We start from the raw sequence: 15,333 nt of genomic DNA, 5'->3' as shown, positions 1-15,333 counted from the left end.
TAAAAAACAGGATGAACATGTAGCTTTACACCTATTCTTATCATTGGTCAGCAGTCTGAATTAAAACTGTAATATTAGTGAAATATTTCCTACCTACTATTCGCTCAGATTAATTCATTGACACAAATCTGACATACAACTGTCTCGGAGATTTCCTTATGACATCCCAAGCTTCTACTGCTGCTCCAATTAACAGCTCTAAGAATTGGGTACGTTGGGCCAACCTGGCACTGATGCTTTATATTCTGCTTGTTGCAGTTTCCATGGTTGGTAGTGGTTTTAAATGGGCGGCAGGTGACGAAGCGAGAACCCTGTTTGAATTCGCCTCTCACCCTGTAGCGGGTCTGATGATCGGTATCGTTGCAACCGCACTGATCCAATCTTCAAGCACAGTCACATCGATTATTGTTGGTCTGGTTGCCGGTGGCCTACCAGTCGAAACAGCTATTCCTATGATTATGGGTGCCAACATTGGTACGACCGTAACCAATACCTTGGTGAGCCTAGGCCACGCGCGCTGTAAAGAAGAATTCCGCCGTGCATTCACCTGCGCAACCGTTCATGATTTCTTTAACTTAATGGCTGTCTCCATTTTCCTTCCTTTGGAAATGATGTTTGGTCTGTTAGACAAAATTTCGAGCTGGTTGGTTGCACCTCTAATGTTTGATGGCAACCTGAGCATGAAAGGTCTGGACTTCATGGGTCCATTGACGAAGCCTTTGGTTAACGGCACGAAAGGTCTGTTCTCTTCACTGCCTGGTGACTGGGGTGGCGTAGCGCTTATCTTCCTAGGTATTGCATTGATCTTTGCCGCTATTACCATGATGGGTAAATTGATGCGCAAACTAATGGTTGGTCGTGCCAAAGAGCTTCTTCACAATGCCATCGGTCGTGGCCCTCTGCACGGCATCGCATCAGGCACCTTAGTGACGATTCTGGTTCAGTCTTCTTCAACAACGACAAGCTTGATGGTTCCTTTGGTTGGCACCAATGTTCTCAAGGTGCGTGATGTTTATCCCTTCACCCTTGGTGCAAACATCGGTACCTGTATCACTGCGCTGCTTGCCGCGACAGCAGTGACGGGGCCTAACGCGGTATTTGCTCTGCAAATCGCGCTGGTACACCTTGTGTTCAACGTGTTAGCAACTTTGCTTATCTTTGGTACGCCATTCCTGCGTGAAATTCCGTTGAAATGTGCAGAGAAGCTGGGTGATGCAGCAGCAAAGAGCAAGCTGGCTGTGGTTGCGTACCTTGGTCTGGTGTTTATTGCAATTCCGTCAATCGTTATGGTGGCGACGCAGTAAGTCGAAACACATTCGATAAAACGCCCGCTGATGCGGGCGTTTTTTTTGGGGGAAAATAGAGCAGGTCTTGGGTACTGGGTACTGGGTACTGCGATATGTTGATACCTGCATTTTCTACATTAAGCACTTGCTTATGCGTTTCCTAGGATTTGAGTCCTGCTCTTCCTAGTCTCTGCGCTTTATTTCCCACAAAAAAACCGGGAAATCCCCGGCTTCTTAATACTTGCTGTTCAAACCTGACTGATTAAATCGCGATCGGCGCCTTAATGCTTGGCTGCGCGTCATACCCTTCGATAACAAAGTCTTCCAACGTGTAATCAAAGATTGAGTCAGGCTTACGTGCGATCGTTAGCGTCGGCTTGTTGCCAGGCACACGCTTGAGCTGCTCATAGACGATATCGTCAGTTAGATGATTATGATAAAGATGCACATCACCGAAGGTATGCACAAAATCTCCCACTTCCAAATCACATTGCTGCGCAATCATATGCGTGAACAAAGCGTAACTGGCGATATTGAATGGCACACCGAGGAAGTAATCTGCACTGCGCTGATATAGCTGGCATGACAGTTTTCCGTCAGCCACATAGAACTGGAATAAACAGTGGCAAGGAGCCAGCGCCATTTTCCCCTGTTCGACATTGGCTTGAGGGCCTATGCTCTCATCCGGCAAATCTGCTGGATTCCATGCGGTGATAATATGACGACGTGAATTAGGTTTGATTTTAATTTGCTCAATGAGCTCGGCAATTTGATCAACAGTAGAGCCATCAGGACACGCCCACGAACGCCATTGGGCGCCATAGACAGGGCCAAGGTCACCGCTTTCTGTCGCCCACTCATCCCAAATACTGACATTGTTGTCCTGCAAATACTTGATGTTGGTGTCACCGTTTAAGAACCAAAGCAACTCTTGAATAATGGCACGCGTATACAGCTTCTTAGTCGTCAGCATCGGGAAACCTTCGCTGAGATCAAAACGCAACTGTCGACCAAAGACAGATCGCGTACCCACACCCGTGCGATCGCCACGATCGCTGCCGTTATCAATGATATCCTGCATCAAATCAAGATACTGCTTCATGACTATTCCTTACATTACCCATCCACCAGCAGGCTGAATGGCAGATTAAAGACAAAGAAAACCGCAGACAGGCTGCGGCTTAAGAATGCAAAATTAGGCCGAGCGGGTCGCGTTTTGTGCGCGACGATATGCCCAAACCATCATGAGTGCCCCACCAATGATCATCGGTGTCGACAAAATTTGTCCCATGCTTATCCAATCACCAAATAGGCCGAGGTGCGCATCGGGTTCACGGAAGAATTCGACGATAAAACGGAACGAACCATACCCAATCAAGAACAAGCCTGATATTGCACCAGCAGGACGAGGATGACGCGCAAACCAGTTAAGGATCAGGAACAGCACCACACCTTCAAGCGCGAACTCATACAGTTGCGAAGGGTGACGCGCAATCGGACCACCCGTAGGAAATATTACGCCCCACGGTGCATCCGTAGCGCGTCCCCACAGTTCACCATTGATGAAGTTACCCAGTCGTCCGGCGCCCAATCCAAATGGTACCAGCGGCGCAATGAAATCAGACACGGTGAAAAAGGTGCGCTTGGTTTTGCGTGCAAACCAAAACATGGCGGTAATAACACCGAGCAAGCCACCATGGAAAGACATACCGCCCGTCCACACTTTGAACAAGAAAATAGGATCAGCAAGGAAAGCATCAAATTGATAGAAGAGCACATAGCCAATGCGCCCGCCCAGCACAACGCCTAAGAATCCCGCAAACAGTAAGTCACTGACCTCATCACGTGTCCAGCCACTACCAGCCTTGTCAGCACGACGATTAGCTAACCAAAGGGCAAACGCAAAGCCCGCTAGATACATTAAACCGTACCAACGAATCGCAAGCGGGCCAATTTCAATCAGGATGGGATCAATTTGGGGAAATGTCAGAGACATAGAGTTGTCTTCCTTAGCTTAAAAACATACTTGCCCCAACCAAGAGCAAGAACACGGCAAAAACACGTTTAATGATTGGCGTCGGCAACCGTGAAGTCAGCCTCGCTCCATATCGCGTTGTAAAAACAGAGGTGACTACAATACCAATCAACGCAGGTAAGTAAACATATCCCACGCTGAACCTTGGTAAGGTTTCAGTTTGTGTCAGCCCAAAAAAGATAAAACCCGCCATACCTGCTAGCGCGAGAAAAACACCACATAAAGAGGCACTGCCGATCGCTTGGCGCATTTCAACGCCATAGTAATTGAGGTAAGGCACAGTCAGCGACCCACCTCCAATACCCGCAAGGCTAGCAATCATGCCTATCAGACCGCCACTGAACACATTTCTTACAGGCGAAGGGAACGGCTTAGCGGGCTTAACGCGTAATGACAGCGCCATTTGAAGCGCCAACAAAAGCACAATAACGCCAAACACACGAGGCAGGTATTCCGCAGGTAATCGATCGGCGATCGCGCTACCCAATAAACCGCCAAGCAATACGCCGGGCAACAGGCTTCGCACAACAGCAGGCAGTACATTGCCTAAACGGTAATGGGTATAAGCGGAAGAAGAAGAAGTAATAACAATGCTGGCCAGCGATGTGGCAAGTGCCATTGGCATAACCAATGAAGGTGTGATGCCCGCCCACGGCAAAAGTACCGATAGCGCAGGCACAACGATCAAGCCACCACCAATGCCAAGCAAACCTGCTAGCAAACCGACGCAGCTGCCGAGTACAAGGCATGCCCCGAACAGCCACAAGGTGGCATCAACCATGAAAATGTTCCTATTTGCCGACTCGGATGAGGTCACCCAAGCTATAACGTTCTAAAAAGTCTTCTGAGGCTTTTCGTATCTCGCCAGTTAAAGACAACTGCTGCATCGCGAGAACATGTTTCTGCAACGCCTCTGACGGGATATGACGAAGTACATATTTGATCTTGGCAACGCTACGCGTATTCATACTGAGCTGTCGATAACCCATACCCACCAGCAATGCAGCGCCTATGGGATCACCCGCGAATTCACCACACACACTCACAGGTAACTTCAATCGTTGGCTGCTCATCAAGATCTGGTGAAGCACAGCCAGCACTGAAGGGTGAAATGTATCATAGACGTCCGCCACACGGGCATTGTTTCGATCTACTGCTAACAGATACTGAGTCAAATCATTGGTACCGACAGACAGAAAATCGATATGCGGAGCAATTGCATCAAACTGGTAAAGCACCGATGGCACTTCAACCATAATACCAAGACGCGGCTTGTTGAGTTTCTTCCCTTGTGACACGGCTATTTCAGACACTTCATTAAATGCCCGATTCACCAGCGCTTTTGCTTCTAGTAGCTCCGAAAGCCCTGAAATCATCGGCAGAAGAATAGCGAGATTGTCTCGCCCAATACTGGCACGCAGCATGGCTCTGACTTGAATAAGGAAGATATCGGGGTGATCGAGCGTGAAACGAATGCCTCGCCAACCCAAAAACGGATTGTCTTCTTCGATTTTCAGATAAGGAAGCGGCTTGTCTCCGCCAATGTCGAGTGTTCGCATCACGACAGATTGCTTTGGGTAGCAATCCAGTATCGATTGGTACTGCTTTACCTGATCCTCTTCTGAAGGAAAGCTGCGTTGCATCAAGAACGGCACTTCCGTTCGGTATAAACCCACGCCGTCAACACCACGGTTAATCGCAATACTCGTATCGGCACTGAGCCCCGCATTGAGGTGGATCTCCACCCTCACGCCATCTGCAGTTTCTGTGCGCCGAGTAAACGCACTGTCCACCTCTTGTTGCAGCTCCAGCTCTTCATCGCGAAGGCGCTTGTACTCTTTAAGAATGTGCGCAGAGGGCTCAACCAGCACGCGACCTTTAAAGCCATCCAGCACCACTTTTTTCTGGTGAATGATTTGTGGGTTAAATTCCACCCCCATCACGGCAGGAATACCTAATGCTCGCGCTAAAATTGCAGCATGCGCATTCACCGCGCCCTCTTCTGCCACCACACCTGCCAAGCAGTCTCGTGGAATGGCAGCCAACATCGCCGCGGTCAGCTCTCGGGCAAACAAAATGACGGGCTCATCAAGGTTCCACTGCTTGGTTTCCTGATTCTCGAGGAAATACAACAAACGCTGACCAAGCTCTTTCACGTCATTAGCACGATCACGTAGATAGGGATCGGACATGTTTTGGAAACGTTCAGCAAAAGAATCAATCGTTTGCTTAACTGCCCACTCCGCGAGATCGCCCTGCTGAATGTGCTCGTTCATGGCTTTGCGAAGCACAGGATCGTTCAGTAAATGGATAAAAAGATCGAAGATCGCCAGCGTGTCTTGATTCAACTCATTGTCAAAACGCTTTCTCAGGCGACGGAAATCAGAAATCGCAGCACTTAACGCACCATCTAAGCGATCACGCTCTTTTTGGTTATCCAGACAAGAAGCAGGAGAAACAAGATCGAGGCGAGGCTGGGAAACATCACACCACGCTTTTGCAATTGCGACACCGGGAGACGCAGCGGCACCTTCCAATAGCAAAGAGCCTTTGACATCGCTCGGCCACAAGCCTTGCGCTTTAGCATGGGCAAACACCACGGCCAACTGCGCAGCTAAGGTTACAAGAAAAGACTCTTCGCTTTCGTTGAACTGACGGGAATCTCGTTGCTGCACAACCAGCACACCGAGAATCTGACGACGATAAATGATTGGGGTGCCAAGAAACGCATTAAAAACGTCTTCACCGATATCAGGGAAATGTTTAAAGTCGACATGCCCACTGGCAAAGGCAAGATTGATGGGTTCTGCTCGACGGCCAACAAGACCGATGAGACCTTCGTTGAAAGACAGCGCCACACGACGCGATTTCGCATTGAGGCCTTGGGTGGCCATCAATTCATAGACTTGGCGATCGTGATCGGCGATGTAAACAGAGCAACACTCTGTATCCATCGCAGAGCAGGTCTCACTCACTAAAGTATTGAGCGCTTGCTTAACGTCACTGGATGACGCCACGTTATTAACGATATCTCGCAGTTTCGTCAGCATCGGCGCCCTCTAAGCCTTCCTTTAGTTTTTAGCTGAGCCTCGTTTACCTTTACTGCGCTTCACTTTTCGCTCACGAAAAGGCATCGCAATCGCTGCAAACTCTTTCATTGCGCGTCGGTAAACATCGCGTTTAAACGACACCACCTGCCTGACCGGATACCAGTAGCTGACCCAACGCCAACCATCAAATTCTGGCGTACCACTCCGTTGCATGTTCACTTTTGACTCGTCACATTCCAGCTTGAGCAAAAACCATTTTTGCTTTTGCCCAATACACACTGGTTTTGAATCCCAACGAACCAGACGTTTTGGCAACTTGTATCGCAACCAATGGCGACTTGTCGCCAGGATCTTTACGTCTTTTTTCGAGAGCCCTACTTCCTCGTATAACTCTCGGTACATGGCTTGTTCCGGCGTTTCACCGTCATCAATACCACCTTGGGGGAATTGCCAGGAATGTTGTCCATATCGACGAGCCCAGAGAACCTGACCGTGGCTGTTGCATATTACTATCCCTACATTAGGACGGTAACCATCGCCATCTATCACTGGACGACCTCAAATATAAATCTCTATTAACAGTGATTTTTTCACACTATGTACACAGTGGTAAACAAACATTGTGTATGAAACGCATTTTTTGGGGAGTTCAACCGCCTTTAGGGATAAAACAAGCCCTCACCATAAGTTATAAACAACTTGATGAGACCAAGCGCACATTTATTCACGCTTTCTGTGGATAGATTTGTGAAGAACACCTTTTAAACGGCAATAAAGCATGATGTGATAGCCATACATGATTTTACGCCCACTTGAGAAATACAAAATAAAATATTTAATATCAATGCTTTGAATGAAAAATAAAACAAACTAGATTCTATTTCCTCCTTGGAAAATCAAGAAGATCTTAAAGTGCTCAAAGATCCACCAAAATGAGAGTTACCCACACCATTCGTACACTTCCTCATCAATAATGGACGATCGCTCTATAATCAACACATTAAAAGCACTGTATATGCATCCATGACACTAGGGAGTCATGATTATCGCTTGATCCTTGTGGATAACATTGGAAAATACTCATCACTGAGTGATCCCATTGTCAGTCCCATACAAACACTGGTGTTTTCAGTGTTTGGCTGATAGCGTTCTGACGATTAACATTGAATGGATAGCCCCATGATCCCCGCGCCAACAACCGAACAAGAATTGCTCGATCGTGCTTATGCTCTGGCAGGATTTACCCTTGGCGAGCTTGCTTCGCAACGAGACATTGCTTGTCCTGCCGATCTTCGTCGTGAAAAAGGCTGGGTCGGTATGTTGTTGGAAAACTGTCTGGGTGCGACAGCTGGGAGCAAGCCAGAGCAAGATTTTCAGGATCTTGGTATTGAGCTGAAATCGATCCCCATTAGCCACAGTGGTAAACCGCTAGAAACCACCTTTGTCTGCGTTGCGCCGCTAACCGGTGTTCATGGACTGACATGGGAAAGTAGCCACATCCGCAATAAGTTGTCCAAAGTGTTGTGGGTGCCTGTTGAAGGCGAACGCGAAATCCCGGTGTCAGAACGCCGCGTTGGAATGCCGCTTATCTGGCAACCATCACAAGAGGAAGAGAAACAACTTAAGGCAGATTGGGAAGAGTTAATGGAGTTTATTGTGCTAGGCAAGATCCACGAGATTTCAGCAAAACACGGTGAATTTTTGCAGCTACGCCCGAAAGCGGCTAACAGCAAAGTGAAGACTGAAGCTTACGGAGCAAATGGTCAACCTATCAAAACGTTACCAAGAGGCTTTTACTTACGAACCCAATTCACCGCAAGGATACTCGCCCGACATTTCTTATTGTCAGATAGCGAGTAACCGAAAGATACAGAGTCTATTGCAGTTGGCGTATTCGTTGACCCGCTAGAGCGAGATCTCCATGTCTTCTTTGCACGAGGCATCGGCAGGACCAAATTCATCATAAGGGTCTAGTAAGCGCATCGTTACCTTTCTAATACCGAGCTTTTTCAGCTTGGCACTGACTTGCTCCATGTTGTCAAAGTGCATCACTTCATCGGTTTTATCATCTCTCAAAGGTTCTAGTTGATGCCTAACTTCCACTTCCACAATATGTTGTGCCCCACCAGCATGTGCCACCACATAGCAATGCGGCACATTGTCAGGGTGAGCCTGTATCCAATTTTTCAATTGCTTTAATTTCATCTAGCCTCCCGCATTGTTAACCAAATGTTAATCCTAGTATAAAAATGGGGCTGACTGACAGATTATCTTGATGAAATTTCTGTTTATGCTGTGTGATTTTCACTCTTGGTGCATCTTGCTGACTGTCTTTTACTCAACGAGTTGAAGTCGTACAAGCTTTCGCTGTTTTTGAAGCTTGTACCTGAGGCAGAATCTCCTAAGATGGAAGTTCAAACCTCTTCTCTCGACAATGAGCCAAATCAACCTCATTGGGCGATAAGCGCAATCCAAGGAGAACGGATGCAATTTCATACTCTTCCTCATACCAGCTTAGACGTCAGTAAAATATGCCTCGGTACCATGACGTTTGGTCAACAAAACTCAGAAGCTGATGCCCATGAACAACTGTCGTTAGCATTGGATCTGGGTGTGAACTTTATTGATACGGCCGAAATGTATGCCGTTCCCCCCACCCAAGAGACTCAAGGGTTAACAGAGAAATACATCGGTAGCTGGCTGCAAAAATCAGGTAAGCGCGACAAAGTGGTCATTGCAACCAAAGTGGCAGGGCCACGTGGTGTTCCTTACATTCGCGATAACATGTCGCTCGATCGCCGCAATGTACGTCAGGCGGTTGATGACAGTCTTGCTCGCCTACAAACCGACTACATCGACTTGTATCAAGTTCACTGGCCACAACGCCATGTGAACAGCTTTGGCCAACTTAACTATACACATCAAGATGAAAACTCAGGTGTCAGTTTGCTCGATACGCTAGATGCGCTATCGGAACTGGTGCGTGAAGGAAAAATTCGCTATATCGGTGTCTCGAATGAAACGCCTTGGGGTGTCATGAGCTATCTGCGATTGGCGGAAAAACACAGCCTAACCCGCATTGTTTCAATCCAAAACCCTTACAACTTGCTTAACCGAAGCTTTGAAGTGGGCATTTTTTCAGAAATCAGCCATCAAGAAGGTGTTGAGTTGCTGGCCTATTCGCCACTGGCGTTTGGTGTACTCACGGGTAAGTATCTGAATGGCGCTCGTCCAGAAGGGGCTCGTTGTACCCGATGGGAACGGTTTGCACGTTATTTCACAGAGCAAGGACAAGCCGCAACAAAAGCCTACGTTGACCTCGCCAACGAGTTTTCGCTCGACCCCGCACAAATGGCATTAGCGTTTGTGAACAGTCGTTCTTTCGTTGCCAGTAACATCATTGGTGCGACGACACTCGACCAGTTAAAAACCAATATCGAATCTATCGATATTCAATTGCCAGAAGAGCTGTTAACTCGCATCGATGAAGTGAGCGCGAAATACTCAAACCCTTGCCCATAGTTCGCATCAGCAAGCGACTGCCTGGCTGAGTCATTCAGCACTGAGTCGCGTGGTGCTAATGAGCACAAGACGAGGCATAACTAGTTTGTCTTTAAGATAAGAAAAGCGCCAATTGGCGCTTTTTCTTTCGTCACACGCACATAGACTCAGCCGTCGAACACTATAATTGATGCCGACTTCACACAGGGTGGACAAGGCATGAAAGCAAATCATATCGGTGTATTTTGTATTTCCATATTGGCACTAGGAACAGCAGGTTGCACATCTCCAAACCCCTACGGCGATTCCTACGGCACAACAGATACACGTACCATTCAAGACGTGTATTACGGCACGGTGATTAAGGCAGAGCCAGTGACTCTCGACAGCTCTAGTCAAACCAATCTCATTGGCACCATCGCAGGGGCAGCCATTGGTGGAATACTAGGCTCCAAAGTTGGAGGCGGCACAGGCTCTGAAATCGCAGCGATTGGTGGGGGGTTGCTTGGCGGTTATGCCGGCAGTGAAGCTGCTGCAAAAGCTGGGGAAAGTAACGGGGTGAACCTCACGATTAAACTCGATGACAGTGGAAAGATCATTTCGATCGTTCAGGCGGTCAACCCAGATATGATTTTCCAAGATGGTCAGCAAGTGCAGGTCAATGTGGATGGCGATACAGCGCGGGTGGTTCCGCGCTAGCTATATATATGACTGGCTGCGACTCAGTGTCACTCATCACAGACTAAAAAGGATAGGGAGCCTTCCCAGCAAAGAAGGCTCCCTTTCGCTACGTGGTAGGGTTCAACCTCAACCGGCGACGCATACGTGCCACTTCGCGTTGTGCTTTAAATTGAGGCGCGACAGTGTGACCAATGGAAAAGCCATCTTTCTCGAAACCGATGTCACGCATTAAATGCTCAGACATAGGATCTCCAATGTAGCGGATACGTCGATGTGCTTTTCGCCATTGTGCTTCTTCATGCTTAATATCTAAACGAACGAACATAACGGCTAGACGAAGGTAAAGTGATTGGTTCATTGTGGACTCCATATTGTGTTTAGGAGGTTCTGGATAATCTGCGGGGGAAATGAGAGTTGTTGCTTTCACATTTGGCCGCAGAGATATCCGCGGCCCACTTTCGAGGGGTGCGGAAATTACTGTACAGGTTTTCGCATATCTGCGCACAAATTGGAGGCGCAGGTCATAACGGTTGTAAAAGTATGATTTTTCATTCGTTGCCTCCTTAAATTCGTTAACCTGAGTGATAACCGCGTTTGTAAATTCACTGTTAATATTAATGACAGAGATCAATATATCAACAAGTTATTTCATATAACGATCAATTTGAAGTCATTGTCTCCATTCAACATTCTGTACAAACTTTCACCATGCCATTCACTTTATTTTGCCCAATAATTGGTACATTTCACTGTTCGAGATTTATTCACTATCATTAGCTGTCTGCATCGCTTTTATTCGCTTTTTACTTCGAAAACATACGTCGATGATTGAATCGCTCATTTCAATGTCTTACTCATTATACTCCCCCTCTCATCAATCCGAATATCGGATAGGTTTTAACTTTTATCAATCTATTAATTGGATATTATGACACCATCTTTTAGGAGGAACGCTCAATGAGAACAATGACAGACCGTATTCGACATGCCATCGCATTTGAAGTGATTGGCTTGATTCTCATCGTCAGCATCCTGTCCCAATTTGGTTTTGATGCCGCCCACACAGGTGTGATGGGCATTGCGTTTTCAGTCATCGCGACAGGATGGAACTACATCTACAACGTGTGGTTTGACAAAGCGATGATGAAGCGGACAGGAACAACCAAGAAAACACAAAAACAGCGTATCTTACATGCCGTACTATTTGAGTTGGGTTTGCTGTGGATAACGCTTCCTGCAATGGCTTGGTGGCTAAACATTGGCTTGTGGCAGGCATTTGTCATGGATATCGGCCTTGTGGCTTTCTATCTGGTTTACGCTTACGTGTTCAACCTCGCTTATGACAAGTTGTTCCCGGTGCAAACAGAAGAACTGACAAATCACTAACAGCGAGCCCTATACTGAACAATAAAAAAAAACCGCCTAGGGCGGTTTTTTTATCGCGGTTGAAACATGGGCTAATTAGCGAAAGCTACGAGGCGCAGGGATCAAGCTATGTTTGTTCAGCAGGCGATACATGGTCGCGCGCGATACACCCAGCTCTTTGGCTGCCGCAGACACTTGACCATTGTTGCTTTCCAGCACGGCCAGCAAGGCATCACGTTCAGACTCTTCACGGATTTTGCGCAGGCTTTGCTTGTAATCCCCCTGACGTGGAAGATCCAAGTGCTCTGCTTCAATCACCAGGTTATCTGCCAGCAACACCGCACGTTTTACCTGATTAATCAGTTCACGTACGTTACCTGGCCAGCTGTAGTTGGTCAGGATCTTATTGCCCTCTTCTGAGAAAGTGCGTGCCTGTGTGTTGTACTGGCGAGCAAATTTCAGCAGGAAGTGTTCAGCAAGGTCTGGAATATCAGCACTGCGTTCTTTCAAGGAAGGCACAGAGATGCGCAATACGTTTAGACGGTAGAATAAGTCTTCACGGAATAGACCTTCAGCAACCGCTTTTTCCAAATCCATATGTGTTGCCGCAATCACACGAACATCGATTTCTTTCGCGTATTTGTCATCATGGGATTCCACCGTGCCGTCTTGCAGCAAGTGAAGTAAGTTTGCCTGAAGGTTAAGCGGTAGGTCGCCAATTTCATCAAGGAACAAGGTTCCCTGGTGCGCTTGCTGTACCTTCCCTTCGCTCGTACCATCACCAAATAGCTCTGATGAGATCAGCTTTTCTGGCAATGCACTGCATTTGACTGAAACAAACGGGCCTTTCGCGCGGGTAGAGGCATTATGAATTGCCATACCCACTAACTCTTTACCGGTACCGCTTTCCCCATGAATAAGCACGGAGACATCGGTCGGCGCAACACGACGCACTTGGTCACGCAGCTTCTTCATTACTGAGGTTTTGCCAAGCAAGCCCATGTCACTGTGATCGCCCAACTGCGGCCATACATGGCGCTCCAGTTTCAACATACCCAACTGGTGGCCAATGGTGCTCATCAACTGGCTATCTGGAATAGGAGACGTGAAGTAGTCGATGCAGAAGCTCACAATGAACTGACAAATTGCATCATTGTTGAGTTGATCTTCGCGGATAAGCGCCAGCCAACGCACTTGCTTATTACGGTTGACGAGAGACGCCACACCATTGAGACTAAAGTCATCGTGACTGATATCAACAATACCGATACAAGGACCGATATCTTGTAGAAGAGATTGAGCAGCTCTAAGGTCATAACAACGGTGGCAACGCCAACCCGCTTGCTCCAACGTTGCTAACCATGGTTCGTAGGTTCCCCCCACGACAACGAGAGAACTTGGAACTGCCTCAGATCTGAATTGCATACCCATAACGCCTGCCTTTAGTCATCCATTAACGACATGTGTTCAAAATGTTGTGAGTTCATTATATTTTGTAAGACAACTTAGTCTGTCTCAGTATAGATACAACCTAGCTCTCAATTCAGCTAGCATCCTAAAATAGACATTTCAGCTATCGCTAACCCTGACAAACAGACATCAAAAATCGACAACTAACCTTTTTAAATTCATCAGGTTAATTGATTGCACTGAACAATGGCGACTACATATTGAACATGGGATTTTTTGATGATCTCATTTATAAGAAAAAATATTTTCTCTTTTATTTTTCTTAAATCATAGACGATGACCCGCTTTCGTGAGGGTATCTATTGATAGAGAATCAGTGGAAAATCAAAACCGTGCCCCGATGAGACACGGTCTTTTAGTTAAGGCAGGGGAGTAAAGAGTTAAAGTGCTAGCGCACCTCTTCGCCGCTCGCAATGACAGTTTCACGCACTTTGTCTGCAAACAGCAACGCTTCTTCACGAACGGAATTTTCGTCTACGGTCAGTATGTCTCGGTTCTGCATTAAAACCTTACCATCGACAATGGCGTGTTTTACATTTGTCGCATAGGCCGAATACACCAATGCGGAGTAAGGGTTGTACATTGGCACCATATTTGGTGCTTGAGTATCAATGACGATGATATCCGCTAACTTGCCTATCTCCAGCGAACCGATCGTATCTTCCATATGTAGCGCTCGTGCCGCGCCAATGGTCGCCATCTCAATCACCTTAACGGGCGGCATAGCAGCGCGGTCTTGGTTCACCAACTTATGGACCTTCGCGACTTGATTGAATTCATCGATCGTACTCAAAGTATTGCCAGACATTGGTCCGTCGGTTCCTAACCCAATACGTAGACCATCATCAAACATCTTCAATGCCGGAGACACGCCTTTGGCAGATTTGATGTTGGCACTCATATTGTGCGCAATACCCACATCATATTTTTGCAGCAATGCAATATCAGCGTCGTCCACATTGATCACGTGAGCACCGACCAAGTTTGGCGTTAATGCACCAATGTCTGCCATATAGGCAACTGGCGATTTACCACCACTGCGCTCCGCAATCACTTCATTTTCACGGTCTGATTCAGCAAGATGGATCATCACAGGCACATCATGCTCTAGCGATAGCTTGGTGATTTTCTGCAGCACTTCCGTGGTGTTGGTATAGGGTGCATGCGGTGCAAACGCAGGGGTGATGCGTGGGTGATCTTTGTATTGCTCAATAAAATTAAGCGCGTACTGGATCCCTTCTTCTGCATTCGCAGCATCAGCAACCGGATACTTAATCACGGTTTCACCCAGCACAGCACGCATACCGATTTGATCGACGGTTTTTGCCACTTCATCTTCAAAGTAGTACATGTCTGCGTAAGTGGTCACGCCGCCTTTGAGCATTTCAACATTACCCAGTTGCGCACCAATACGCACCATGTCGCGACTCACCAACTTCTTCTCTAATGGGAAGATGTAACGGTGCAAGCGATCAGGCACATCGTCACCCAGCGAACGAAACACGGTCATCGACGCATGGGTATGAGTATTGATTAGACCGGGCATCACGATGTCACCGTCGACATCTAATACACGTTTCGCTTTGTAGTCATCGGCAAGAGAGGCCTCCCCGACTGCAACGATCTTATTCCCTTTCACAGCAACAACACCTTGCTGATAAACCGTTTTATCGGCATTCATTGTCAGCACAGTCGCATCAGTGATCAGCAAATCAACATTTTCAGCGGCAAAGGCTGTTGTCGACATCATGGTCGCAAGCGCGACACTGGCAGAAAGTAGCGTTTTTTTAAGCATCATTTTCATCATCATTCAGCGGCAAGGGAAAACGCGAGCATCATGGGGGGCGAGGGACAAAAGCGGAACAAAAACGTTATTTGGATCGCAAAAAGTGTGAGCTATGCCAAACGATTGCTTATGGAATTTAGCGCATAAAAAAACACCGGA

Annotated in this window: 14 protein-coding genes; 5 read left to right on the top strand and 9 right to left on the bottom strand. The window is 47.3% G+C overall.

Annotated features, from left to right (window positions below):
• Window positions 1-158 precede the first annotated feature (158 nt).
• The gene (locus AC3CIC_RS02460) at window positions 159-1,304 is read left to right on the top strand and encodes a Na/Pi symporter (RefSeq protein WP_394211080.1); all 1,146 of its coding nucleotides are present in this window, start codon (window positions 159-161) and stop codon (window positions 1,302-1,304) included.
• 244 nt (window positions 1,305-1,548) lie between these two features.
• Here the strand turns inward: AC3CIC_RS02460 and AC3CIC_RS02455 are convergent, their stop codons facing one another.
• The 5 genes from AC3CIC_RS02455 to rppH all read right to left on the bottom strand — a co-directional run bounded on the left by AC3CIC_RS02455 (window position 1,549) and on the right by rppH (window position 6,920).
• Window positions 1,549-2,388, bottom strand: a complete 840-nt coding sequence (locus AC3CIC_RS02455) for a thymidylate synthase (protein ID WP_017004585.1) — start codon at window positions 2,386-2,388, stop codon at window positions 1,549-1,551.
• A gap of 93 nt (window positions 2,389-2,481) precedes the next feature.
• The gene (lgt, locus tag AC3CIC_RS02450) at window positions 2,482-3,282 is read right to left on the bottom strand and encodes a prolipoprotein diacylglyceryl transferase (RefSeq protein WP_016961689.1); all 801 of its coding nucleotides are present in this window, start codon (window positions 3,280-3,282) and stop codon (window positions 2,482-2,484) included.
• Window positions 3,283-3,295: 13 nt separating this feature from the next.
• On the bottom strand, window positions 3,296-4,102 hold the full coding sequence (locus AC3CIC_RS02445; RefSeq protein ID WP_016961690.1) for a sulfite exporter TauE/SafE family protein: 807 nt from the start codon (window positions 4,100-4,102) through the stop codon (window positions 3,296-3,298).
• Window positions 4,103-4,112: 10 nt separating this feature from the next.
• Window positions 4,113-6,371, bottom strand: a complete 2,259-nt coding sequence (gene ptsP / locus AC3CIC_RS02440) for a phosphoenolpyruvate--protein phosphotransferase (protein WP_488515260.1) — start codon at window positions 6,369-6,371, stop codon at window positions 4,113-4,115.
• A 21-nt stretch (window positions 6,372-6,392) separates the two neighbouring features.
• On the bottom strand, window positions 6,393-6,920 hold the full coding sequence (gene rppH / locus AC3CIC_RS02435; RefSeq protein WP_026024019.1) for an RNA pyrophosphohydrolase: 528 nt from the start codon (window positions 6,918-6,920) through the stop codon (window positions 6,393-6,395).
• 630 nt (window positions 6,921-7,550) lie between these two features.
• Between rppH and mutH the strand changes: the two genes are divergently transcribed.
• Window positions 7,551-8,231 (top strand): DNA mismatch repair endonuclease MutH, encoded by a 681-nt coding sequence (mutH, locus tag AC3CIC_RS02430; protein ID WP_394211086.1) that lies wholly within the window; start codon window positions 7,551-7,553, stop codon window positions 8,229-8,231.
• Between the two features lie 45 nt (window positions 8,232-8,276).
• Here the strand turns inward: mutH and AC3CIC_RS02425 are convergent, their stop codons facing one another.
• Complete coding sequence (locus AC3CIC_RS02425) at window positions 8,277-8,576, bottom strand: DUF6482 family protein (protein WP_016961695.1); 300 nt, start codon at window positions 8,574-8,576, stop codon at window positions 8,277-8,279.
• Between the two features lie 279 nt (window positions 8,577-8,855).
• Here AC3CIC_RS02425 and AC3CIC_RS02420 point away from each other — a divergent pair, with 279 nt between their 5' ends.
• Together AC3CIC_RS02420 and AC3CIC_RS02415 are read left to right on the top strand one after the other, a co-directional pair.
• On the top strand, window positions 8,856-9,893 hold the full coding sequence (locus tag AC3CIC_RS02420; protein ID WP_488515259.1) for an NADP(H)-dependent aldo-keto reductase: 1,038 nt from the start codon (window positions 8,856-8,858) through the stop codon (window positions 9,891-9,893).
• 198 nt (window positions 9,894-10,091) lie between these two features.
• Window positions 10,092-10,571 carry an outer membrane lipoprotein gene (locus tag AC3CIC_RS02415; RefSeq protein WP_016961698.1) on the top strand — a complete coding sequence of 160 codons (480 nt, stop codon included), beginning with the start codon at window positions 10,092-10,094 and terminating at the stop codon, window positions 10,569-10,571.
• Between the two features lie 88 nt (window positions 10,572-10,659).
• On the opposite strand, the gene AC3CIC_RS02410 is transcribed toward AC3CIC_RS02415, so the two are convergent.
• Entirely contained in the window at window positions 10,660-10,911 is a 252-nt protein-coding gene (locus tag AC3CIC_RS02410) for a hypothetical protein (RefSeq protein ID WP_017005834.1), read from the bottom strand.
• A 599-nt stretch (window positions 10,912-11,510) separates the two neighbouring features.
• Between AC3CIC_RS02410 and AC3CIC_RS02405 the strand changes: the two genes are divergently transcribed.
• On the top strand, window positions 11,511-11,939 hold the full coding sequence (locus AC3CIC_RS02405; RefSeq protein ID WP_026024017.1) for a PACE efflux transporter: 429 nt from the start codon (window positions 11,511-11,513) through the stop codon (window positions 11,937-11,939).
• A 75-nt stretch (window positions 11,940-12,014) separates the two neighbouring features.
• On the opposite strand, the gene AC3CIC_RS02400 is transcribed toward AC3CIC_RS02405, so the two are convergent.
• Together AC3CIC_RS02400 and AC3CIC_RS02395 are read right to left on the bottom strand one after the other, a co-directional pair.
• A complete protein-coding gene (locus tag AC3CIC_RS02400) occupies window positions 12,015-13,349 on the bottom strand; it encodes a sigma-54-dependent transcriptional regulator (RefSeq protein ID WP_016961701.1) in 1,335 nt (444 codons plus the stop codon).
• A gap of 427 nt (window positions 13,350-13,776) precedes the next feature.
• Entirely contained in the window at window positions 13,777-15,186 is a 1,410-nt protein-coding gene (locus tag AC3CIC_RS02395; protein WP_016961702.1) for an amidohydrolase, read from the bottom strand.
• Window positions 15,187-15,333 lie beyond the last annotated feature (147 nt).

The organism is Enterovibrio sp. QJM3NY_24, from assembly GCF_057786035.1.
The sequence above is the reverse complement of the archived record's forward strand: the minus strand, read 5'-3'. Positions and strand labels throughout refer to the sequence as shown.